Annotated in this window: 19 protein-coding genes; 12 read left to right on the top strand and 7 right to left on the bottom strand. The window is 39.2% G+C overall.

Annotation, left to right across the window (positions count from 1 at the left end; genetic code table 11):
- The first annotated feature begins 47 nt into the window (after positions 1 to 47).
- From VCASEI_RS08085 to serS, 4 genes are all read left to right on the top strand, one after another.
- A complete protein-coding gene (locus VCASEI_RS08085) occupies positions 48 to 3,215 on the top strand; it encodes a DNA translocase FtsK (RefSeq protein ID WP_086961037.1) in 3,168 nt (1,055 codons plus the stop codon).
- Between the two features lie 77 nt (positions 3,216 to 3,292).
- Positions 3,293 to 3,889, top strand: coding sequence for an outer membrane lipoprotein chaperone LolA (gene lolA / locus VCASEI_RS08080; RefSeq protein WP_086961039.1), 597 nt, complete (start codon positions 3,293 to 3,295; stop codon positions 3,887 to 3,889).
- A gap of 18 nt (positions 3,890 to 3,907) precedes the next feature.
- On the top strand, positions 3,908 to 5,257 hold the full coding sequence (locus VCASEI_RS08075) for a replication-associated recombination protein A (protein ID WP_086961041.1): 1,350 nt from the start codon (positions 3,908 to 3,910) through the stop codon (positions 5,255 to 5,257).
- Positions 5,258 to 5,349: 92 nt separating this feature from the next.
- Positions 5,350 to 6,660 carry a serine--tRNA ligase gene (gene serS, locus VCASEI_RS08070; protein WP_089110175.1) on the top strand — a complete coding sequence of 437 codons (1,311 nt, stop codon included), beginning with the start codon at positions 5,350 to 5,352 and terminating at the stop codon, positions 6,658 to 6,660.
- Between the two features lie 179 nt (positions 6,661 to 6,839).
- Here the strand turns inward: serS and VCASEI_RS08065 are convergent, their stop codons facing one another.
- Complete coding sequence (locus VCASEI_RS08065) at positions 6,840 to 7,454, bottom strand: ATP-dependent zinc protease family protein (RefSeq protein ID WP_089110174.1); 615 nt, start codon at positions 7,452 to 7,454, stop codon at positions 6,840 to 6,842.
- Positions 7,455 to 7,592: 138 nt separating this feature from the next.
- On the bottom strand, positions 7,593 to 8,903 hold the full coding sequence (gene bioA, locus VCASEI_RS08060) for an adenosylmethionine--8-amino-7-oxononanoate transaminase (protein WP_089110173.1): 1,311 nt from the start codon (positions 8,901 to 8,903) through the stop codon (positions 7,593 to 7,595).
- A 114-nt stretch (positions 8,904 to 9,017) separates the two neighbouring features.
- On the opposite strand from bioA, the gene bioB reads away from it, so the two are divergent.
- From bioB to bioD, 4 genes are read left to right on the top strand one after another with little or no spacing between them, the layout of a single operon-like run.
- Positions 9,018 to 10,070: a biotin synthase BioB gene (bioB, locus tag VCASEI_RS08055; protein WP_086961050.1), complete on the top strand. Its 1,053-nt coding sequence runs from the start codon at positions 9,018 to 9,020 to the stop codon at positions 10,068 to 10,070.
- A gap of 34 nt (positions 10,071 to 10,104) precedes the next feature.
- Entirely contained in the window at positions 10,105 to 11,274 is a 1,170-nt protein-coding gene (bioF, locus tag VCASEI_RS08050; protein WP_086961052.1) for an 8-amino-7-oxononanoate synthase, read from the top strand.
- 9 nt (positions 11,275 to 11,283) lie between these two features.
- Positions 11,284 to 12,138, top strand: a complete 855-nt coding sequence (bioC, locus tag VCASEI_RS08045) for a malonyl-ACP O-methyltransferase BioC (RefSeq protein WP_089110172.1) — start codon at positions 11,284 to 11,286, stop codon at positions 12,136 to 12,138.
- Positions 12,135 to 12,812: a dethiobiotin synthase gene (gene bioD / locus VCASEI_RS08040; protein WP_089110171.1), complete on the top strand. Its 678-nt coding sequence runs from the start codon at positions 12,135 to 12,137 to the stop codon at positions 12,810 to 12,812. The genes bioC and bioD overlap by 4 nt, the downstream gene beginning before the upstream one ends.
- 82 nt (positions 12,813 to 12,894) lie before the next feature.
- On the opposite strand, the gene VCASEI_RS19545 is transcribed toward bioD, so the two are convergent.
- The gene (locus tag VCASEI_RS19545) at positions 12,895 to 13,047 is read right to left on the bottom strand and encodes a hypothetical protein (RefSeq protein ID WP_089110170.1); all 153 of its coding nucleotides are present in this window, start codon (positions 13,045 to 13,047) and stop codon (positions 12,895 to 12,897) included.
- A 452-nt stretch (positions 13,048 to 13,499) separates the two neighbouring features.
- On the opposite strand from VCASEI_RS19545, the gene htpX reads away from it, so the two are divergent.
- Complete coding sequence (gene htpX / locus VCASEI_RS08035) at positions 13,500 to 14,363, top strand: protease HtpX (protein WP_086961059.1); 864 nt, start codon at positions 13,500 to 13,502, stop codon at positions 14,361 to 14,363.
- Positions 14,364 to 14,449: 86 nt separating this feature from the next.
- Here the strand turns inward: htpX and rsmS are convergent, their stop codons facing one another.
- The 4 genes from rsmS to dinG all read right to left on the bottom strand — a co-directional run bounded on the left by rsmS (position 14,450) and on the right by dinG (position 18,139).
- The gene (rsmS, locus tag VCASEI_RS08030; protein WP_086961061.1) at positions 14,450 to 14,632 is read right to left on the bottom strand and encodes a pleiotropic regulatory protein RsmS; all 183 of its coding nucleotides are present in this window, start codon (positions 14,630 to 14,632) and stop codon (positions 14,450 to 14,452) included.
- Positions 14,619 to 15,185, bottom strand: coding sequence for a primosomal replication protein (locus VCASEI_RS08025; protein ID WP_086961063.1), 567 nt, complete (start codon positions 15,183 to 15,185; stop codon positions 14,619 to 14,621). Before VCASEI_RS08025 ends, rsmS begins: the two co-directional genes overlap by 14 nt.
- A 24-nt stretch (positions 15,186 to 15,209) precedes the next feature.
- Positions 15,210 to 15,980 (bottom strand): sulfite exporter TauE/SafE family protein, encoded by a 771-nt coding sequence (locus VCASEI_RS08020; RefSeq protein ID WP_086961065.1) that lies wholly within the window; start codon positions 15,978 to 15,980, stop codon positions 15,210 to 15,212.
- Between the two features lie 71 nt (positions 15,981 to 16,051).
- Entirely contained in the window at positions 16,052 to 18,139 is a 2,088-nt protein-coding gene (gene dinG, locus VCASEI_RS08015; RefSeq protein ID WP_086961067.1) for an ATP-dependent DNA helicase DinG, read from the bottom strand.
- A 622-nt stretch (positions 18,140 to 18,761) separates the two neighbouring features.
- Between dinG and VCASEI_RS08010 the strand changes: the two genes are divergently transcribed.
- The 3 genes from VCASEI_RS08010 (at position 18,762) to VCASEI_RS08000 (ending at position 21,963) form a co-directional block, all read left to right on the top strand.
- The gene (locus VCASEI_RS08010) at positions 18,762 to 19,766 is read left to right on the top strand and encodes a porin (RefSeq protein WP_086961069.1); all 1,005 of its coding nucleotides are present in this window, start codon (positions 18,762 to 18,764) and stop codon (positions 19,764 to 19,766) included.
- Positions 19,767 to 19,843: 77 nt separating this feature from the next.
- Positions 19,844 to 20,482, top strand: coding sequence for a DUF2057 family protein (locus VCASEI_RS08005; RefSeq protein WP_162621037.1), 639 nt, complete (start codon positions 19,844 to 19,846; stop codon positions 20,480 to 20,482).
- 176 nt (positions 20,483 to 20,658) lie between these two features.
- Positions 20,659 to 21,963 (top strand): inosine/guanosine kinase, encoded by a 1,305-nt coding sequence (locus tag VCASEI_RS08000; RefSeq protein ID WP_086961073.1) that lies wholly within the window; start codon positions 20,659 to 20,661, stop codon positions 21,961 to 21,963.
- Positions 21,964 to 21,984 lie beyond the last annotated feature (21 nt).

Raw genomic sequence — 21,984 nt, 5'->3', positions numbered from 1 at the left:
TTAATAGCTCGGAATAGGGGAAAATTTTGTTTACGTCCAGCAAAAACATGTTCAAGCAAAACAAAGCGAAAACCATTACCGTGATCAAAGCGAAAGACACTAAATTGAGGCCTCGTCTTAATGGTTCTCAACGTTTGAAAGAATGCGGGCTTATTCTTGGCTTGTTGGTTGCTATCTTAATGATGGTTGCTTTATTTTCATTTAATCCAGCTGATCCGTCTTGGTCGCAAACCTCGTGGGGCGGTACCGTCCATAATGCTGGTGGATATCTAGGTTCTTGGCTTGCTGATACCCTATTTTTTACCTTTGGTGTTTTTGCTTATCCGCTGCCTTTTATTATCCTTGGGGCGAGCTGGGCATTTTTCCGTTCAAGAGATGATGAGGATAGAATTGATTTTCTCTTGTGGGCGACTCGCCTTTTAGGCTTAACCATTATGTTATTAACGAGTTGTGGTTTGGCCGATATTAACTTTGATGATATCTGGTATTTTTCATCGGGTGGTGTTTTAGGGGATGTTATTACTTCGTTTGCAACACCAGCATTAAATATTTTGGGTTCGACGTTAGTCTTTATGTTTCTTTGGGGCGCCGGTTTTACTCTGTTAACTGGGATTTCATGGCTGACCATTGTTGAGAATCTAGGACAAGCCGCATTACGTTTTATGCAGCGTTTATTTAATCGCACGAGACAATCAGAAAACGTTACGCTTTCAGCAACTCAATATAATCACACAGAATTAAATAATCTTGATATTCAAGGTATCGATCATCAAGAGCTTTCTTTGAAGTCTCATTCTGAACGTATGAATGTGGATGAAGAGCCTATTGAATCAATCGATGACCACCCTAATGACAGCCATAAGAAAAAGTCTCCACGTTTTAATATTCACTTTCCTCGAAAAGGTGAAAGAAAAACAGGTGACAATAAAACTGCACCACAAATGTCAATATCGGATGATGAAGTCATTGTTCCTTCTATTGCAACAATGGATGATGACATTGAAGATCCGCTGTTTTCTGCGCCTTCGGCATCAAGACCCAGCCTTCATCGTAATAGCCAAGTTCAATCAACCTCGTCAAATTCAACGGCCTCACATTCTGATGTCGCGGCACCTTCAGAGTTTACTGAAACTCAAGACCGATATCAGAATCCAAATGCGACGATTGCAGAGCTTGATCAAAAAGCGGAATCAATGGGTGACTTTGTTGAACAAGATGCATCGGTTAATACTCAAGCGAGTACTAAAACGGCTGGTGAGCAGACCGCCCATACAACTAATCAATATGCGTCTGGCTCTTATATAGAGGAAGAGGTTCACCCTAACTTACCTTCATCGGATAAAACGAAGGTTGATGGGGATGATGAATTGAAAGCATCGTTTACTCATCGTGAGTATCCTCCAGAAATCGCGAGCACTCAGCCTTCAAGCGCTGCGTTAGATGAAACGTCAGCGGTAGCTGATTCAGCTGTGGATCCAATGCCAAACGAGGCATTGCAAGCTGAAGAAGATAGTCTATCAATTGATGCACCGTGGGCGAAGCCAGCAAATGCTGATCATGTTCAAGTCAATATTCACACCGAAGAGGATACGGATTCGGAATTATCCGATCCTGATACAACAGCATTTCAAAATATGGTGACGGCTGCACAAACGAATGCCTTAGCATTACAAAACCCGTTTTTGATTCAAAATGATGCTAATTTACCGGTTCCTACGTCGCCAATGCCGACGTTAGAGCTGTTGTACCACCCCGAAAAACGAGAAAGCCATATTGATCGTGATGCTTTAGAGCAAATCGCTCGATTGGTTGAATCAAAATTAGCAGATTATAAAATTGAAGCTCGCGTAGTGGATATTTTCCCTGGCCCTGTTATCACTCGTTTTGAGCTTGATCTGGCACCTGGAGTAAAAGTCAGCCGTATTTCAGGGCTTTCTATGGATTTGGCTCGTTCATTGTCAGCGATGGCGGTTCGTGTTGTAGAAGTAATTCCTGGCAAACCTTATGTTGGGTTAGAGCTGCCGAATATGAGCAGAGAAACGGTGTATCTTTCTGATGTGATCAGTTCTGATCAGTTTCAAAATAATAAATCGCCAACGGCCGTTGTATTAGGTCAAGATATTGCTGGTGAAGCTGTCGTTGCTGATTTAGCCAAAATGCCTCATGTGTTAGTCGCGGGTACCACAGGTTCTGGTAAATCGGTTGGCGTTAACGTCATGATTCTAAGTATTTTGTATAAAGCCACGCCAGAAGATGTTCGCTTTATCATGATCGATCCAAAGATGTTGGAACTTTCCATCTACGAAGGTATCCCACACTTATTGTCTGAAGTTGTTACTGATATGAAAGATGCTTCTAATGCGCTTCGTTGGTGTGTTGGAGAAATGGAACGTCGTTATAAACTATTGTCAGCCGTAGGCGTCCGTAACCTTAAGGGATACAACGAAAAATTAAAAATGGCAGCAGAGGCAGGCCATCCTATTCATGATCCATTGTGGCAACCCGGTGATAGCATGGATGAAATGCCACCGCTGTTAGAAAAGCTGCCATCGATCGTTGTTATTGTGGATGAATTTGCTGACTTGATCATGGTGGTCGGCAAGAAAGTCGAGGAGTTGATAGCTCGTTTGGCTCAAAAAGCACGGGCTGCAGGTATTCACTTGGTATTAGCCACTCAGAGACCATCGGTCGATGTTATTACGGGCTTAATTAAAGCAAATATACCAACTCGCGTAGCATTTACGGTATCAACTAAAACGGATTCACGCACCATTCTTGACCAAGGTGGAGCGGAATCGTTACTTGGTATGGGGGATATGCTTTACTTACCTCCAGGCTCTAATCATACCGTTCGTGTTCATGGCGCTTTTGCTTCTGATGATGATGTACATGCGGTTGTAAATGACTGGAAAGCACGTGGTAAGCCAGTTTATATTGATGAAATTGTTCATGGTGAGCCTACCGCTGAAAGCTTGCTTCCTGGTGAGCAGTTAGAAGGGGAAGAAGATGCGGATCCTCTTTATGATCAAGTTGTCGAATTTGTGACTGAATCTCGACGAGGTTCGGTGTCTGGCGTTCAGCGCCGATTTAAAATTGGTTATAACCGAGCCGCGCGTATTGTTGAGCAGTTGGAAGCTCAAGGTGTTGTGAGTTCTCCTGGTCATAATGGTAATCGAGAAGTTATTGCACCACCGCCGATTAAGCAGTTCGATTAGTCTGTTAATGGTAAGTAATACAGTTTAAATATTCTGTATTTATCGATTCAATAAAAATAGATAAGAGTACTAAAATAATGAATAAATGGTTGCTTGTTTTACTCTTCACCAGCGTTGGTGTATTCGCTGGACCGAAAGAAGAACTGAATGCTCGTTTAAGCAATAATGATGGCTTTAGTGCAGACTTCACTCAAGTTGTGACTAGTCCAGAAGGAGAAGTACTATTGGATGGAAAAGGCTCAGCACACATATCTCGTCCAAGTTTATTCCGTTGGAAAACATCTGCACCAGACGAAACCTTGTTGGTGTCTGATGGGAAAAGTGTGTGGTATTACAGCCCATTTGTAGAACAAGTGACGATTCTTAACCAAGATCAAGCTACCGCTCAAACGCCATTCGTATTACTGACACGTAATCGTGAAAGTGATTGGGCTAACTACAATGTGACCCAGTCTAAAGATACATTTACGTTGAAGCCGACAGCTTCAGGTACAACGGTCGGTACTTTCCAAATTCAAATCAACGCTAAAGGTGTTATTCAAGCTTTTAATGTGATCGAACAAGATGGTCAACAGAGTCGTTTTGCATTTACTCATTTTAAAATGCAAAAACCAGATGCATCTCTGTTTACATTCAAAGTGCCAAAAGGTGTTGAGGTTGATGACCAACGCTAATAATCAGGTGAGATAAAGATGAGCAATTTCAGCTTAGATTTTTCTTCAGATGAAGATTTCCGACCACTGGCCGCTCGTATGCGGCCAGTGTCTATTGAGCACTATTGCGGTCAACAACATATTCTTGGCCCTAATAAACCACTACGCCGTGCTTTAGAAGCTGGTCATTTACATTCCATGATTTTGTGGGGGCCACCAGGGACCGGTAAGACAACGTTAGCTGAAGTTGCTGCTAATTATGCCAATGCAGAGGTAGAACGTATTTCAGCGGTTACATCTGGTGTAAAAGATATTCGGCTTGCCATTGATAAGGCCCGAGAACATAAACTGTCTGGCAGAAAAACCATTTTATTTGTCGATGAGGTACATCGTTTTAATAAAAGCCAGCAGGATGCTTTTTTGCCTCATATTGAAGATGGTACGGTGACCTTTATTGGCGCAACGACTGAAAATCCTTCATTTGAGCTGAATAACGCTTTGCTATCCCGTGCTCGTGTCTACAAACTAACTTCGCTTGGTCATCAAGATATTATGGATGTACTTGAGCAAGCGATTCATGATACTGAACGTGGATTAGGTAAAATACCAGCTGAGTTTGAAGAAGATGTACTGGCTAGGTTGATAGATTTAGTGAATGGCGATGCAAGAATGTCGCTTAATTATCTCGAATTACTTTATGATTTGGCGGAAGAGAGTGCTCAAGGACGTAAAGTAATGACTTTGGCATTACTTGCTGAGGTCGCTGGTGAAAAAGTGGCGCGTTTTGATAATAAAGGTGACATGTGGTACGACTTAATTTCAGCGGTTCATAAATCGATCCGAGGTTCTGATCCTGATGCGGCTTTGTATTGGTCTGCCCGAATGATAGTTGCTGGTTGTGACCCACTTTATATTGTTCGTCGATTATTGGCTATTGCCTCTGAAGATATCGGTAATGCTGATCCTAGGGCGATGCAAGTCGCTGTTTCAGCTTGGGATTGTTTTACTCGAATTGGTCCTGCAGAAGGGGAAAGAGCGATTGCACAGGCGATAGTTTATTTAGCGTGTGCACCGAAAAGTAATGCTGTGTACACTGCTTGGAAGCAAGCCTTGTCTGATGCGCATAACCAACCTGAGTATGATGTGCCATTGCATTTACGTAATGCCCCAACCGGGTTGATGAAAGATCTTGGTTATGGGGAGGAATATCGATACGCCCATGATGAGCCAGGGGCTTACGCTGCAGGAGAGAATTATTTCCCTCCTGAAATGGCACAAACTCGGTATTATCAGCCAAGCAATCGTGGTTTAGAGAGTAAAATCCATGAAAAGCTAAAATATTTGGCTGAATTAGATGTAAAAAGCACACAAAAGCGCTATCAAAAGTAGTGCTTTTTGGGTATCGTTTTAGTGATAAAAATAATTTTCTTTAAAAGCAGCAATTCACTGCTTTAATCACTCTTAGACCAACAGGATTAGCAATGCTTGATTCTAAACTATTTCGTACTGAGCTGGATGAAACAGCTACAAAATTAGCCCGCCGTGGATTTACTTTGGATGTTGAAACCATCCGTAGCCTTGAAGAACAGCGTAAGTCTTTGCAAGTAAAGACTGAAGAATTACAGGCATTGCGTAATTCCCGCTCGAAATCCATTGGTCAGGCTAAAGCGAAAGGGGATCATGAGGAAGCAGAGCGAATCATGGCAGAAGTAGGGATTTTAGGTCAGGATCTTGATGCAGCAAAAGTGGCATTAACTGATCTACAAATTCAATTAGATGGGATTACATCGTCAATTCCAAATCTACCAGATGATTCTGTACCAAATGGTAAAGATGAAGGTGACAATGTAGAAGTAGCTCGTTGGGGTGAACCAAAGAAATATAATTTTGAATTAAAAGATCATGTTGATTTGGGTGAAATGGGCGATGGCCTTGATTTTGCTAGCGCGGTTAAAGTGACGGGTTCTCGTTTTATCGTCATGAAAGGCCAATTTGCTCGTCTGCATCGTGCTATCGCACAATTTATGTTAGATCTTCATACTGAACAACATGGCTATACAGAAATGTACGTGCCTTACTTAGTGAACTCCGACAGTTTATATGGCACAGGTCAACTGCCTAAATTTAGTGAAGATTTATTCCATACTAGCCCTTTAACTGAACAAGTTAGTGATGAGCCGTTAAAGACATTGTCATTAATTCCAACAGCCGAAGTCCCGGTTACGAACTTAATGCGTGATACCATCACGGATGAGGCAGATTTACCAATTAAGATGACAGCACATACACCGTGTTTTCGTTCAGAGGCAGGTTCATACGGTCGTGATACTCGTGGTTTGATCCGTATGCATCAGTTTGACAAAGTTGAACTAGTACAAATTGTTAAGCCAGAAGATTCAATGGATGCGTTAGAAGAACTCACCGGTCATGCTGAAAAGGTACTTCAACTTCTTGAGCTTCCATATCGAAAAGTGATTCTGTGTACCGGTGATATGGGGTTCGGGGCAGCAAAAACTTATGACTTAGAAGTTTGGGTTCCTGCTCAAGAAACCTATCGCGAAATTTCTTCTTGTTCAAATTGTTGGGATTTCCAAGCACGCCGTATGCAAGCTCGCTTCCGCCGCAAAGGTGAGAAGAAACCCGAGTTACTGCATACATTGAATGGTTCTGGTTTAGCTGTGGGGCGGACAATGGTTGCGATTCTAGAGAACTATCAGCAAGCGGATGGCCGTATTGAAATCCCAGAAGTATTACGCCCTTATATGAAAGGTCTGACTCATATTGGTGGTTAATAATGATCTAAAATAGCCCAACTGAATAAGTTAGGCCATGTGGTTTTATTTTATTTTAACTAGCTTAACCAACAAAAAAACACCCTATTTTAATTAAAGAATAGGGTGTTTCTGTTTTTTAGCGGCTACATTAATTACGCCGATATGTCGCAGGAAAAGGAATGTGTTGCTATTACCTATTATTTTTCATTTTCTGCTTTTACCGGTGTTTCTGTGTCAGATGTTTTTTTAGCAATAGGATTTTGTTTTACTTTGACGCGTGGTTGAATATATTTGTGTGAAACATCAACCACAGCTACGTTATCGATAAAAGTACGGCCAAGTAAAACTGGATACTCAAGGTGAGAGCGGTCTACCAAAGTAAAGTCTGTGGTTGTTTTTAGATCGCCAATTTGAATCGAAAGCACCACAACAGGGCGAGAATCAGAAGGCTCGTCAGTGGAAGATTGTACAACTTCGACCCAACGTTTAACGGGTAAGGTAAACGTTTTTGTTTCCCATTTCTTATGAGCGAGTCTGAAATCAACAAAAGATTTTCCCTCTTTCTTATAAGTATGGATATCTTTGGCACTAATTGATGAAGTGGTTGCTCCTGTATCAACGCGAGCAAGAATATTACGATTTAAGTTATCAATATAAATCCATTCTTTTTCACCTAAGATTAGATCACCACTTTTTGTGTGGGTCGCGATATCGATCTGCTGAGGTTTTACTTTACTGACAGGTTGTGCTTCATCGGTAGCGAATACTGAAAATGAGCAAGAGAGTAAAGCGACAATTAACCATTTAAACATATTGAATAAACCTTTAAATTCATCGGGTAGAATATCGTTTTAGATTCTAACACAAACAGATTCCTATCGTGCAGCCAAAGTCATCAATTTGACTTAGCCTTTATATAATCATTGTATTTATCTTGATTTATATATCTACTACATAAAACATTCTGATGAGTTAACTGCAGATTCTATTGCCACAATCAGTTTTTCAATTTCGATAGGTTGAGATATATAAGGTGGCATTAAATAAATAAGTTTACCAAAAGGCCGAATCCACACGCCGTGGTCAACAAAATGTTGTTGAATTATTGCCATGTTGACAGGCTTAAAGGTTTCTATCACGCCTATTGCACCTAGCCAGCGAACCTCCTTCACTTGTGGATATTTTTGTAGTTTAGGCAGTTTTTCTTCAAATATAGTTTCAATAGTGCTGATCTGATGTTTCCAATTATTTTGTTTAATTAGGTTTAGGCTCGCTGTCGCAACTGCGCAAGCGAGCGGGTTTGCCATAAAGGTTGGACCATGCATGAAGCAACTTGCTTCGCTACTGCAGACGGTATCGGCGACGGTTTTACTAGTAATGGTTGCGGCGAGAGTCATATAACCACTGGTGAGCGCTTTACCTATACATAGAATGTCAGGTTGGATATTGGCATGTTCACAAGCAAACAATTTACCGGTTCGGCCAAACCCTGTGGCAATTTCATCAAGGATTAACAATATTCCAAATCGGTCACAGAGTTGACGTACTTTAACTAGAAATTCTGGATGATAGAAACGCATTCCACCTGCACCTTGAACGATAGGCTCTAAGATCACGGCGGCAATTTCATTATGCTGTTGAACTATTTTCGTTTCAAAATCTACAATATCTTGCGAATTAAATGCAGGCCATTGTCCTTTCTTTATCTGATAACAAGCGGGTGATTGAGCAAAAATATGTTCAGGTAAAAACCCTTTATACATTTTATGCATAGAATTATTTGGATCAGTGACTGACATTGCGGCAAAAGTATCGCCATGATAACCATGTTCTAATGTTAAAAATTTAGAACGCATCGGTATTGTTGGATCTTGTTCGTGTTTCGCGTACCAGTATTGAAGGGCCATTTTTAAGCTCACCTCGACTGCAACCGAGCCAGAATCTGCTAAGAAAACGTGCTCAAGGTTACGGGGGACGAGTTCTAAAATATTTTTACATAATGCAATGGCCGGTTCATGGGTTAAGCCTCCAAACATGACGTGTGACATTTCATTAATTTGAGCATGCGCTGCTTTATTTAAATCAGGGTGGTTATAACCGTGAATCGCAGACCACCACGAAGACATACCATCAATTAATTTTTCCCCCGTTTCAAGTTGTATGCAGACACCATGTGCGCTTTGGACAGGAAAACAAGGTAATGGGTTAATGGTTGATGTGTAGGGGTGCCAGATGTGTTTCTTATCAAATTGTAAATCCATAAACTAAAGTGCTCTTATAATGTTCAGTTGTAAACTTTTATTTAATATCTTAATTGACAGCTTATCGTCTGTGAGTAGACTAGCCAAGCTAAAATCATATAAAAAGGATTAACAGTGGAACTACGTCATAACTGGACTGTGCAGCAAGTACATGAATTATTAGATAAACCATTTATGGATTTGCTGTTCGATGCACAAGTTGTCCATCGCCAATTTCAGAAACAAAATTATGTTCAAGTCAGTACTTTACTTTCAATTAAAACAGGTGCTTGTCCTGAAGATTGCAAATATTGTCCTCAAAGTGCTCATTACCGTACAGATGTAGAGAAAGAACGCTTGATGGAAGTAGAACGAGTACTTGATGCTGCAAGTAAAGCTAAAAATTCAGGTTCAACTCGATTTTGCATGGGAGCAGCATGGAAAAATCCCAAACAACGAGATATGCCTTATTTGATGGAAATGATTAAAGGGGTAAAAGATCTAGGGTTAGAAACATGCATGACATTGGGTATGTTAACGCCAGATCAAGCTCTGCAATTATCGAATGCTGGTCTTGATTACTACAACCATAATCTTGATACATCACCTGAGTTTTACGGTCAAATTATTACTACACGAACCTACCAAGACCGTTTAGATACACTTTCCCATGTGCGGGATGCAGGTATGAAAATTTGTTCAGGTGGCATTATAGGAATGGGCGAAAGCGTTAGCGACCGTGCTGGATTATTAGTTGAGCTTGCGAATTTACCCACACAGCCAGAAAGTGTGCCTATTAATATGTTAGTCAAAGTGAAAGGTACGCCGATGGAAAACGTCGATGATGTTGAACCATTTGACTTCATTCGTTTGATCGCGATTGCTAGGATTATGATGCCATATTCCGCCGTGCGACTATCGGCGGGTCGAGAAAATATGAATGAACAAATGCAAGCGTTGTGTTTTATGGCAGGAGCCAATTCGATTTTTTATGGTTGCAAGTTACTTACTACACCCAATCCAGATGAAGATACTGATCTCCAACTGTTCAAAAAACTTGGTATAAATTGTCAAGAAGTGCACCAGAAACCAGATGATATTCAAGAAAATGATTTATTGGATCAAGTGATTGAAAGAGTCGCATCGAGACCAGAAAAAGATGATTTATTTTATGAAGCAAGACTCTAATTTTGTATCAAAGTATGGTCAATAGGTGTCAAGGATGTTTCAACAGAGAATTCATAGAGCGCTTGAGCAAAGACGAAATTTAGGTTTAGAGCGCAATGTGACTATTTTTGAACGTAGACATGGTGCGAATGTCGGTCAGTCAAATGCACAAAATTTCATTAATTTTTCAAGTAATGATTATTTAGGATTAGCTCAAGAACCTGAGTTGATCAAAGCATGGCAATTCGGGCTTGAAAAATATGGTTGTGGCAGTGGAGCGTCACCTTTGGTGACTGGTTATAGCTCGGCACATATCAATTTAGAAAAGCAGCTTTGTGAATGGCTTGGTTATTCGAGTGCGGTTTTATTTAATTCCGGCTTCAGTGCGAATCAAGCTTTGTTGTTTAGTCTGTTAGAAAAAGATGACTGGTTGATTCAAGATAAGCTTAACCATGCATCATTGATAGAAGCGGGTATGCTGTCTTGTGCTCAAATGACTCGTTTCTCTCATAATGATTTAGATGATTTATCTTTGAAGCTGAAAAAGGTTGGAAGGCATCAATCGACATTGGTTGTAACGGAAGGGGTGTTTAGTATGGATGGTGATCGCCCTGATCTTAAAACCATGTCGAATATATGCCAGCAGAGCAATGCTTGGTTAGCAATTGATGATGCCCATGGAATTGGTGTATTAGGCGAGTCTGGTAAAGGCAGTTGTCATTATTTTGGTATTAAACCACAGATATTGATAGTGACTTTTGGTAAAGCTGCAGGGATTTCTGGTGCCGCGATATTATGCGATCAAGAAACCAGCCATTACTTGACACAATTTGCTCGTCATTTTGTTTATTCAACCGCAATGCCTCCGGCACAAGCGGTGGCGTTAACGCACGCTATTTCGATGATGCAAACGCAGTCATGGCGTCGAGAAAAGTTAACTGAACTCTATTCAGAGTACGATACTGCTTTACAACATTGTCAAGGGTATGTGGAGACACAAACACCGATTAAGCCTTTTATTTGTGGGGATAGTCAGTGCGCAGTTAAATTGTCGAATGCTTTGAAAAATGAAGGTTTTTGGGTTGGTGCTATTCGTCCACCGACGGTTCCTAAAAACAAAGCGAGGCTGAGAATAACATTAAGTGCTTCACATTCATTATCTCAAGTTAAATCACTCACCAGCGCAATTGTCTCTCAACATGACTCTATATTCAGTGGGTATTAAGGAAAAAGTATGTCGTTGATTTATCAGTATGAAGCGGAAAGTCAGAGTGTGTACGTACCTAGTAATTCTTCTGATCTTAATTCGCCTAATGTTGTTGGAAATAAACGTGCGATTGCACAAGCGTTTGGTAAAGCTGCAAAAACGTATGATGAGCATGCCGCTTTTCAAAGGAACGTTGGGCATTGTTTATTGAAGCTTTTACCACATGATCTTTCTGGATTAAGTATTTTAGATCTTGGCTGTGGTACGGGGTATTTTAGTCAACAACTTGCGCTGCGTGGCGCACAAGTGACCGCATTTGATCTTTCTGATGCAATGCTAGAGCAGTGCCGGCTACGTTGCAGACAACTCTCGGTTGAATATATTCAAGGTGATGCAGAAACTTTATCTTTTGAATCAGAGCAATTTAATATTATTTTTTCTAGCTTAGCGATTCAATGGTGTGATGATCTTGATGCTTTGGTTAAATCACTTATCAACATTATTCAACCTTCGGGGAAAGTCATTTTTTCTACGTTACTCGAAGGATCGTTATTTGAATTGCAACAGTCGTGGAAGAATGTAGATGAAAACCAGCATGTTAATCAATTTCATCACCTTTCTTCTATTCAGAGAGCGGTAGATCTTTCTGACGCTATTTCGCATCATATCGAGTGCGTTGAAATGATTTCATGGTATGACTCCTCTTTAGGTTTAATGAGAGATTTAAAAGGTATTGGAGCGACGCATGTTACTGGCCGTTCTAACCGAGTGACTAAGAAAAGTGACTTGTCATTAGTTGAAGAGGCGTACCAAGTTTTTTGTAATCCAATGGGTCAGTTACCCGCAACTTATCAAGTTTGTTTAGGATGTATATCGAAATGATAAATTCAGTATTTATTACCGGAACCGATACTGATGTAGGTAAAACAGTGGTTTCTCAAGCGATCTTAATCGCGCTTACAAAACAAGGTGTTAAAACTTCTGGTTTAAAACCTGTAGCAGCAGGATGTGAAATCACGGAGCAGGGGATGACAAATAATGATGCGTTGTATTTGCAAAATGCATCTTCAGTGAAACTTGGTTATGCTTTAGTTAACCCATATACACTGGAATTGCCTGCTTCTCCTCATATTGCGGCTGAAAAAGAAAGAGTAAATATTGATTTTAATATTTTATCATCAGTTTTATTTCAGCACCGCCAACAGGCCGAATTTGTGGTTGTCGAAGGTGCTGGAGGGTGGCGAGTCCCCATTTCTAAAGAAGACGGTTTATCAAGTTGGGTTCAGCAAGAGCAACTACCGGTTGTGTTAGTTGTTGGAGTAAAATTGGGCTGTTTAAATCATACGATGCTTACGGTAGAGACGATCCAAAAGGATGGGCTAGTAATTGTTGGTTGGGTTGCGAATATGATTGATCCTGATGTTAAGTATTACAGTGAAATGATTCAGTTGCTTGAAGAAAAAATACCGGCGCCAAAACTAGGAGAAATTCCTTATCTATCTGAAGAAAACCTGCCGCTAGCTTACCAATGTCTCGACATATCATTATTATTTTAAATATAATTATTTCAATGTGTGGAAGTTATATTCAAAATAAAAGCTGCCATTGGGCAGCTTTTTTGTATTTGTTGCAATTGAGTTAGTGATTTGAGCGAGCTTCATGGGTTAGATTTGAAGTTTGGTCTGATTTTTTCTCTATCAGCCCTAAGCGCTCTTTTGCCTCTTCTTCTGATAAACCAAGATGACACGATAATAAATCTATCGCCATTTGATAATTCTCTTTATCCGCCATGCTTATATCCTTATTGGTTCCTTCATGAGTATTAAACTAATCGTTTGTTGATAAATGAGCAATAAGACTAAAGTATAAGTAGGATGGATTAAATGGTGGATTAATACATAAAAAACAATAAAATCATGCGATTGAAAATAAAACTAATGGCCTAATATTTAAGGAGGTAAAACACATTTTTTTATTTATGTTCAGATTGCTATAATTTTTTAAGAGATGAACTGTAGTGGATATGGTGATAAAACAGCCACGAAAGATTCGTGGGGGAGATGGTAGACATTAAATGTTTCAATTTATACCTTAACCTTAAGCTTAAAATCACAGACTATATATCTAAATGAATGTATTTGACCTAACTAGAGAGAGTAGTGGCTCAAAAACGTTGGAAAGCAAAGATACAAGCATAATTAATGAGATTATGTTGGGTTATAGCTTCTATGGAGAAAGAAATAATGAAGCGAGTGATGTTATTTTTAGCGACAAACTTAGCAGTAGTATTAGTCCTAAGTGTTGTTTTAAATATTGTATATGCCGTAACAGGTATGCAACCAGGTAGCCTTTCTGGATTACTTGTGATGGCAGCGTTGTTCGGGTTTGGTGGTTCATTTATTTCTTTGTTGTTATCGAAAAAGATGGCATTACGTTCAGTCGGTGGACAGATTATAGAAAATCCGCGTAACGAGACGGAACATTGGTTAATTCAAACGGTGAGTCGCCAAGCTCAACAAGTGGGCATTGGCATGCCAACCGTCGCGATTTATGATTCTCCTGACATTAATGCATTTGCAACGGGAGCTAAGCGTGATGATTCGCTGGTCGCTGTTTCAACGGGTTTATTGCATAATATGACACGTGATGAGGCTGAAGCGGTACTAGCGCATGAAGTTAGCCATATTTCTAATGGTGACATGGTTACAATGACATTGATGCAAGGCGTTGTGAATACATTTGTTATTTTCATATCCCGGGCTATAGCGAATGTTGTTAGCTCAAATAATAGTGATGAAGGCCGTGGTGGAAGTATGATGAGTTACTTCTTAATATCTATGGTATTAGAGTTAGTATTTGGTTTCTTAGCGAGCTTTATTACGATGTGGTACAGCCGTCATCGTGAATTTCATGCTGACTCTGGTGCAGCACAGCTTGTTGGTAAGCATAAAATGATCGCCGCTCTTGAGCGTCTTAAAATGAGTCATGAACCTCAGTTAGAAGGTTCTATGATGGCTTTTGGGATTAACGGTAAGCGTACAATGATGGAACTTCTAATGAGTCATCCGCCATTGGATAAGCGTATTGAAGCATTACGTAACCAATAATGGCACCATGGATATAAATTGATTGGTTATAGAGGAAAGGCTTGATGACTTCATCAAGCCTTTTTTTTGTTCTTTACTTTTCTAAGTTATGGTAATTCACGGTCTGTTATTTTCCGATTTAAATCTTGTTGAACAATAATTAATGCTTTTAAGGCTATTTGGGGATCAATATCGTTGTTTTCTAAAAGGTAAATAAGATCAACGGCTAGCTGTACTTCTGCTGGAGCTGAATCTAAATTAGAGTCACTGGTATTGTTAGCTGTAGTCATTACTTGGATTCTGCCTTTCTCGATAAGTAATTTGTTTTTCAATTTTTAATTTTGCAGCTTGGCAGCGTTCTAATCGTTGCTCCACTACTAAGAGTTCTTTTTGTGTTTGAGCTCGCTCAAAACTACTGCAAGAATTGACTTGATTATTCTTTTGTAAAACCAGATCACGCAATCTCATTTCCCACTCTTGATGTTGTGATAAATCCTGATAAAGCTCGCTGATAGGTTTACGGTAATAGCTGCGGTGTTTTATTTCGTTATGACGGATATTCTGCGTGGCTAATTCCCTTTGTATGGCTTCTAACTGAGCGAGTAACAGCTGTGTTAAATGCTCGGCCCTTAACTGTGTTAAACGTTTCGCCTGTTGTTCCCGCATAATACTTTGGTAGGTCGATTTTGTCTCTGTTACGCAAGGTACCAGTAAGCGTGCACGGCATTTAAATAGATGCTCATCAAATAAAGCTTGGTGGTGTTCACCTTTTATACGGTCACGCTGAGCCGCTTGTTTTGATAATCCATCAAGTTTATCTGCAATGTCGTTAAATGTGCTCATGGCTATTTCCTACTTGTAGATAAATTAAAACCAAGCTTGGTAAGCCAGTTTTATCGCCATAACACTTACGACGATAATAAACACGGGTCGAATAAAAGCTGCACCAAAACGTATCGCTGAATGGGCCCCCACATAAGCACCTGCCATTAAGCATAGCCCCATAGTGAGCCCTAATGCCCAGTTAATTTGTCCTAGAATTGCGAATGTAATTAATGAGGTAAAATTGCTCGTAAAATTCATGGCTTTGGATACACCAGAGGCCAATAAGATATTCATTCGGTAAAGTGCCATATTACTTACAGTCCAAAAAGCTCCAGTACCAGGGCCAACTGCACCATCATAAAAGCCTAAACTGAGTCCCTGTAGAACTTGCTTTTTGTGGATGTTTTTACTTGCTGGTGGCAAAGCATTGTGAGTATCTTTCGGTGTTTTATTAAATATCGTATAAATAGCGGTCGCTAAAATAATGAGTGGTAAAATTTTCTCTAACCATGCGGTACTGATGATGTTAATGATAAGCGTACCACTGATCGCACCAATTAAGGTGGCAATGAATGAGCGATACCAAAAATCAGGTGTAAATAATCGCTTTTTATAATAAGTAAAAGCCGCGGTTGATGAAGCAAATGTAGCGGATAGTTTGTTTGTTCCTAAGGCCAAGTGCGGTGGTAAACCAATGGAAAGTAGGGCGGGCACTGTTAACATACCACCACCGCCAGCAACGGCATCAATAAATCCCGCTGCAAATGCAACAATACCTAAGATGAGCAGCATTGTTGGGTCAAGCATTTCCATATTGATTCTTCTTAGTTATTACTACAAATTTTTGCATCAATACTGAGCAAAATCAGATGAGTAGAAGTGCATTAATATTCCACTTTACGAGTAAAAGGAGGCAAAGCATCAAGTAATGACTTACCGTAGCGTTTGGTCACAATTCTGCGATCAAGGATCACAACTCTACCAGAATCTTGTTCTTTGCGCAGTAACCGCCCAACTGACTGAATCAGTTTTTTACTGGCTTCTGGTACGGAAATCTGCATAAATGGATTTCCTCCACGTTCAACAATGTATTCTGAATGAGCTTGTTCAACTGGAGAGGTTGGTACTCCAAAGGGTATTTTAGTGATAATTAAGTTTTCTAATAACTTACCAGGTAGATCTAAGCCCTCAGAAAAGCTGCCAGTTCCGAAGATCACACTCGTTTGTCCAAATTGACAATAAGCTCGATGTTTATTGAGTATTTCACCTCTTGCTTGCTTTCCTTGAACTTGTAAATTCCACTTTTTTTTCAAAGCATTAGATTCTAAGGCTTGTGCTACTTGATTCATTTGCCAATAAGAAGAAAATAACACTAAATTGGCTTTTTTTTCTTGAATGTAAGTGGGTAAAATTTCGCTCAAATATTTTGTGAAATCAGGGTGTTGTGGCTCATGTTTTAATTTAGGTACCACTAACTCTGCATTATTTGAATAATCAAATGGTGATGCAAGTGCTAAAAACTGAGTTGCATCTGCTTCTTTTTGACTAATGCCGGCTTGAATCGCAAAGAACTGAAATGAATTTAAAGCTCTCATTGTCGCTGAAACTAAAACGGCACCAGCACATCGACTCCAAAGTTGTTTATCTAATTGCCAACCAACTTCCAACGGAGAGACATTGACAAAGAAGTCATCTTCACGTTCTGTGCTTACTTCGATCCAACGCGCCAAAGGTGCGCCTTTATCATGATTCGGTTCTGCCATTAAATGCCAGACTTTGGCTAAATTTTCTAGTCGTTGTAAATAAAAACCTGATTCAGCTAATGCAGGCTCGGCAAGGCGAGAAGATAATTCGCCATCTTTGACTTTTTCACTGATTAAGTCAGTTATTTTTGCCATCGACTGGTGGGCTTTCTTACTTAAAATTTTGAGTGATTTAGATTCTTCATCGAGCCATGAGGGTAATTCGCCATGTTCGAATCGGTAAACATTTTCTTTAAATTCACTTGGGTTAAATTGTTTACTTAGGTGAGTCAACGTTGGAATTAACTGCTGGATGGAATCTTGTAATTCATTACGAAATCGAGCGCTGCGTTTCACATCTGTTAAGTTGGCTATTTTTACGATGGTTTTATTTAGGTTTTCAAGCCATGTTGTTGCACCTTTTAAACTGGCAGCTGCAGAAGCATGTTCCCTTGCGACATTTGGAAGATGGTGAGCTTCATCAAAAACATAAATACTTTGCTCTGGTTCTGGCAAAATAACGCCCCCACCAAGGTCAGCATCGGCCATGACCAAACTATGGTTTGCAATAATGACATCAGCTTTATCGAGATCAGCTCGCGCTTTTTGAAAGGGACAATCACGGTGCATTGGCATCGAATTATTACAACTGTGCTTATCACTAACGATAACCTTCCAGATTTCATCAGGAATAGTTTCGGGCCAACTGTCCCTGTCACCATCCCATTTATTGTCGGAGAAAGCATTATATAAAGATTGAAGCTGAGCGATATCCTGAGTTTTGGGTTTAGAATCAAACATAGCAAGCTGTTGTTCACTTTGTTCAGTCTGCTTTCCACAGGCTAGCGATAATTTTTCTAAGCAACAATAACGCTGTCTGCCTTTTGCCAATATAAAGGTAAATGGTGTTTCAACTAGCCGTCGGTACAAAGGCATATCTTTATGTATTAACTGCTCTTGCAGCGCAACGGTTGCCGTCGAAATAATGAGTTTCTTTTGAGAGAATTGAGCAAAAGGAACACATGCCATTAGATAAGCCAGTGATTTACCTATTCCTGTTCCTGCTTCCGCTACGATGATGCGATTAGATTGATGATAAGTGCCAGAAAGCGTTTTAGCTATTTCCGCGACTAAATAATTTTGCGCTCTACGGGGAATAAATTCATCCAACTGGGATGACAGATTTTGATAACTTTGCTTGATGGCTTTTTGGATGTTGGTAGAAAGCATGTGTTTATCTCATAAAATAACAACTGGATATTATCACAGTGCTCACTATATTCCTTATCTATTTTCGCTCTCCTTATATGAATATTATGAAAATGAATAAAGGAGAAATACGGCTTTTTATTTGAATGGAAGATGGTGTTTTTTTACCTGTTTCATGAATATTTTAGACTGAAGTCATTTTCAAACCTCTTTAAATTAGATGGTAATCACATAATCGCTTTGAATTTGTAAAAAAGATAACCGTTATCCGGATATGACGGATATTTGTTTTTTTTTGCTATTTTTATATTTATTTTTAGTTTATTGGTGTTGTTTTTTTGTTTTTTTTGGGCTTATATTCTGATTTATTTTGGGTTTATGGGTTCCGATTAATGGTTTAAATGTAATCTATTTGTGTTTTAAATTTATCCTTTATATTTTAATTTGTTGTTTTTAAATGATTTTTATATTTTTTTTCTTTTGATTATTTTTTTTTATTAAATTTGACACTTTAAGGGAACTTATTGCAATCTTTGAGTGCGAATCAGATGTACAGCTCTGAAGAAATGAACTTCTGAGCAAAAAATAATAAAGAAAGGAATCCCAAAGGGAATTTCAAGTTAATTAAAGGCAGTGGATTATTATGAAAAAAACGCTTTTAGCGCTTGCTGTATCAGCAGCAGCATTTACAGGTGCAGCCAATGCAGCTGAGATCTATAAAACAGATGATGCTTCAGTAGACTTCTATGGACAACTTCGTACTGAACTGAAATTTTTAGATGGCGAAGATGCGAAATTAGGTACGGGTTCTTCACGTACTGGTGTCGATGCAAAATATCAAGTTAATGATTCTCTGGGCGTATACGGTTCAGTTGAATTAGGTATTCAAGACAATAAAGATGTATTTGTTCGTAAACATATTTTTGGCCTTGATACAAATTATGGTGCAGTTGAATTTGGTAAAGCTCTGACTCTATCGGATGATGTTTATGGTGCTGAGTATTCCTATTTCTTCGGTGGTACTGGCTTATTCTACGGAACATTGAACGGTGCTTTTCATGACTCACAAATTCGTTATAAATTAGATACGGATTCTTTTTGGTTAAAAGCGGCGTATGGTTTGAGTGAAGATGATTCAAACGATGAATTAGCTGAACTATTTGTCGGTACTTCATTTGGTGATTTAGCGTTACATGCGGGTGGTGGTATTGATAAAGATACTAATTACATGCCTGGTGATGAGATTACTAATACATACGCTGAAGCGACAGCTGAGTATAGCTATGGTAAAGGTATTGTTGGCTTCACATATTATTACCAAAATCTGGACAGTAAAGTATTAGATACTTCTATCGATGGTAATGCATTTAACTTTTCTGGCACATACAAATGGCTAGATAATGCGACAGCATATGCAGGTGTGGAATACGTAATTTACTCTGCTGATAATCATGACGATGAAGATGGTACAAACATTTATGTTGGTACAGATTATTTCTTAACTAGTTGGGCTCGTGTCTATGTTGAAGGCGCATATCAAGATGGATCAACATTGGGTTACGCATCAGATCAAACAGGTGTGAGTGTTGGACCGACAACGGTTGATTCTGAATTTAACTTTGGTATCGGTGCTCGCGTTTACTGGTAATAAAGTTATAACGACATGTTAATATCAAAGCTCGGTATTTACCGGGCTTTTTTATTGATTGAAAAAAAGGGATGTATATGAATAAAAATTTTATTTCTACAATGGGTTGTATCGTATTGTTAGTTAGCCATTTAGTTCAGGCTGAGGTAAAAATAAAAGTGCCAGATAGAATTAATTTATTGGTTGTTAACTCACTTAAACCAGAGATTAAAAAAGGTGATTTATTTGGTTCGGATATCTTAGTTCTGCCTGATGGTGAAAATCAGATTGTGTTCAAATTCCAACCTAGCATTGAAGATGGAGATACAATAAGAAAAGTTTATAGTGATATTATTGTGGCTAAATTCAATGAGTCGAATAAAGAGCTTCAATTCCAATTACCAACTTATAGAAGCTTGAATCAAGCTCGTGATGAAATTGAATTTTTTGACTGGGCATTACTTGATAGTCATGAAGTACAAATTGACATGCAAAAGGATGCTCTTGGTGTGAAAGGCCTTCAGTTAGGTCGTAACTTCATTGAAGATGTGATGGACTATAATATGCGTGGCGGTGTTGCGGCAATAATGGTAGGTACAGTAGCTGCTCAAAGCTTACCGGTAAAAAGATCGGTTAAATCGGATAGTGAAAATATCGCGCAGCTTAAAGCTTGGTATTTGAAAGCAAATAAACAAGAAAGAAAAGATTTTCAGGTTTGGTTAATCGACCAGAAATGAGGTGATTAATTCGGCTTGAAGAGAAGCACGATAACTGTGTCGCTTATTTTTTTGAGCCGATAATCCGCCTAATGTTTTTATTTACGAGAGCAAACGGTTCCTATGTCTTGTTATATTGCTGCAACTTAAATTGATGGCTACAATTCAATTCTCTACTCATAACTTACATAACTTCTATGAAATTCCCTGGCCAACGCAAATCTAAACACTACTTTCCAGTTGATGCTCGTGATCCTCTTGTCAGTCAAGCACAAGAAAGTAAGCAAATGTCTAGCACTCACATTATTGGTATCGATCAAACTTTAGTGGATATTGAAGCAAAAGTGAGTGATGACTTCATCGAAAAGTATCAATTAAGTAAAGGGCATTCATTAGTTATCGATGATGATAAAGCAGAAGCTTTGTACAATGAACTCAAACAATTTGATCTCGTTTCTGATGAGTTTGCAGGTGGGACAATAGGGAATACACTTCATAACTATTCTGTATTAGCCGATGATACATCGACACTTTTAGGTGTAATGAGCAGTAATATTAAAATAGGTAGTTATGGTTACCGTTACGTTTGTAAAACGTCTAGCCGAATGAATTTAGATTATTTACAAGCTGTTGATGGCCCGATAGGGCGTTGCTTTGCATTAATCAGTGAAAATGGTGAACGTACCTTTGCTATCAGTGAAGGAAAAATGAATCAATTACTCCCAAGTAGTATTCCTGAGCATATTTTTTCAGATGCATCGGCGCTAGTCTTAACTGCCTATTTAGTCCGTTGCAAGCCTGGAGATCCTATGCCTGAAGCAACGATGAAAGCGATTGAGTTTGCCAAAAAATATGATGTGCCGGTTGTGCTAACCTTGGGGACAAAATATGTTGTTCAAGAAGACCCTCAATATTGGCGTACCTTTATTCAGGATAATGTTTCTGTGCTTGCCATGAATGAAGAGGAGGCGGAAGCGTTGACTGGTGAACATGATCCTTTACTTGCTTCTGATAAAGCTTTGGATTGGGTTGATATGGTTCTTTGTACTGCGGGTCCGGTTGGCTTATATATGGCAGGTTATACTGAAAATGAAGCCAAACGACAAACCTCACTTCCTTTACTTCCCGGATCGATTGCTGAATTTAACCGTTATGAATTTAGTCGCCCGACTATCCGATCATTGTGTATTGATCCTATAAAAGTATATTCACACATTGCTCCATATATGGGGGGGCCTGAAAAAATTAAAAATACTAACGGTGCTGGAGATGCGGCATTATCCGCTATTTTGCATGATATGGCGGCTAATAAGTATCACAAAGAGAATATCCCAAATTCTAGTAAACATGAATTTCCGTTTTTAACTTATTCTTCTTTTTCACAAGTTTGTAAGTATGCAAATCGTGCGAGTTATGAAGTGTTAGCACAACACTCACCAAGGCTTTCTCGTGGGCTGCCTGAAAAAGAAGATAGTTTAGAAGAGGCTTATTGGGAACGTTAAGGTTAATTAGTATAGATAATA

The sequence above is a fragment of the Vibrio casei genome, assembly GCF_002218025.2.
Classification (GTDB): Bacteria; Pseudomonadota; Gammaproteobacteria; order Enterobacterales; family Vibrionaceae; genus Vibrio; species Vibrio casei.
This window is presented reverse-complemented; position numbering and strand designations above follow the sequence as displayed.

What these genes read in the sequence shown, in the direction of transcription:
- VCASEI_RS08085 (WP_086961037.1), top strand. Translation starts at nt 48, where the DNA reads ATGTTCAAGCAAAACAAAGCGAAAACCATTACCGTGATCAAAGCGAAA.
- lolA (WP_086961039.1), top strand. Translation starts at nt 3,293, where the DNA reads ATGAATAAATGGTTGCTTGTTTTACTCTTCACCAGCGTTGGTGTATTC.
- VCASEI_RS08075 (WP_086961041.1), top strand. Translation starts at nt 3,908, where the DNA reads ATGAGCAATTTCAGCTTAGATTTTTCTTCAGATGAAGATTTCCGACCA.
- serS (WP_089110175.1), top strand. Translation starts at nt 5,350, where the DNA reads ATGCTTGATTCTAAACTATTTCGTACTGAGCTGGATGAAACAGCTACA.
- VCASEI_RS08065 (WP_089110174.1), bottom strand. Translation starts at nt 7,454, where the DNA reads ATGTTTAAATGGTTAATTGTCGCTTTACTCTCTTGCTCATTTTCAGTA.
- bioA (WP_089110173.1), bottom strand. Translation starts at nt 8,903, where the DNA reads ATGGATTTACAATTTGATAAGAAACACATCTGGCACCCCTACACATCA.
- bioF (WP_086961052.1), top strand. Translation starts at nt 10,105, where the DNA reads ATGTTTCAACAGAGAATTCATAGAGCGCTTGAGCAAAGACGAAATTTA.
- bioC (WP_089110172.1), top strand. Translation starts at nt 11,284, where the DNA reads ATGTCGTTGATTTATCAGTATGAAGCGGAAAGTCAGAGTGTGTACGTA.
- bioD (WP_089110171.1), top strand. Translation starts at nt 12,135, where the DNA reads ATGATAAATTCAGTATTTATTACCGGAACCGATACTGATGTAGGTAAA.
- VCASEI_RS19545 (WP_089110170.1), bottom strand. Translation starts at nt 13,047, where the DNA reads ATGGCGGATAAAGAGAATTATCAAATGGCGATAGATTTATTATCGTGT.
- htpX (WP_086961059.1), top strand. Translation starts at nt 13,500, where the DNA reads ATGAAGCGAGTGATGTTATTTTTAGCGACAAACTTAGCAGTAGTATTA.
- rsmS (WP_086961061.1), bottom strand. Translation starts at nt 14,632, where the DNA reads ATGACTACAGCTAACAATACCAGTGACTCTAATTTAGATTCAGCTCCA.
- VCASEI_RS08025 (WP_086961063.1), bottom strand. Translation starts at nt 15,185, where the DNA reads ATGAGCACATTTAACGACATTGCAGATAAACTTGATGGATTATCAAAA.
- VCASEI_RS08020 (WP_086961065.1), bottom strand. Translation starts at nt 15,980, where the DNA reads ATGGAAATGCTTGACCCAACAATGCTGCTCATCTTAGGTATTGTTGCA.
- dinG (WP_086961067.1), bottom strand. Translation starts at nt 18,139, where the DNA reads ATGCTTTCTACCAACATCCAAAAAGCCATCAAGCAAAGTTATCAAAAT.
- VCASEI_RS08010 (WP_086961069.1), top strand. Translation starts at nt 18,762, where the DNA reads ATGAAAAAAACGCTTTTAGCGCTTGCTGTATCAGCAGCAGCATTTACA.
- VCASEI_RS08005 (WP_162621037.1), top strand. Translation starts at nt 19,844, where the DNA reads ATGAATAAAAATTTTATTTCTACAATGGGTTGTATCGTATTGTTAGTT.
- VCASEI_RS08000 (WP_086961073.1), top strand. Translation starts at nt 20,659, where the DNA reads ATGAAATTCCCTGGCCAACGCAAATCTAAACACTACTTTCCAGTTGAT.